Annotated in this window: 1 protein-coding gene; it reads right to left on the bottom strand. The window is 58.7% G+C overall.

From position 1 onward, the window contains the following. On the bottom strand, window positions 1–372 hold a 372-nt coding region (locus tag AB3X89_RS40235; protein ID WP_368588058.1), incomplete at its 3' end, for a transposase. Window positions 373–458: the final 86 nt, after the last annotated feature.

The following is a 458-nucleotide window of genomic DNA, read 5'->3' as shown; positions in this document are numbered from 1 at the left end:
CACGGCATCGTGCTTGATCAACCGCTCGCGGTTCTTCGTGAAGACCGTGGGCACCCACACCACGTCATCCATTGCCAGGCCGATGAACCAACGAAACAGAAGGTTGTATTGCACCTGCTCCATCAATTGCCGCTCCGAGCGGATGCTGTAGAGAACCTGGATCAGCATCGCCCGCAACAGCTTCTCCGGCGCGATGCTCGGCCGCCCGCCCTTTATGTCGGCTTCGTACATGTCGGCGAACAGCCGATCCATCTTCGCGAGTGCTTCGTTCGCCATGACGCGAATGGCACGCAGCGGATGTGACGGCGGAATGAAGTCGTTCAGCTTGCGCATGGAAAACAGACTCTCGGTGAATGTGTCGGCGCCGCGCATAATCTCCATCGGGTTGTTGGGCTCCTTCTATCAACGCTTCACGAACGCAGCGCGATGACGCGTTTCAGCGGTACTTCCGCAGGCTG

The organism is Paraburkholderia sp. BR14320 (genome assembly GCF_040948665.1).
GTDB classification, from domain to species: Bacteria; Pseudomonadota; Gammaproteobacteria; order Burkholderiales; family Burkholderiaceae; genus Paraburkholderia; species Paraburkholderia youngii.
The sequence above is the reverse complement of the archived record's forward strand: the minus strand, read 5'-3'. Positions and strand labels throughout refer to the sequence as shown.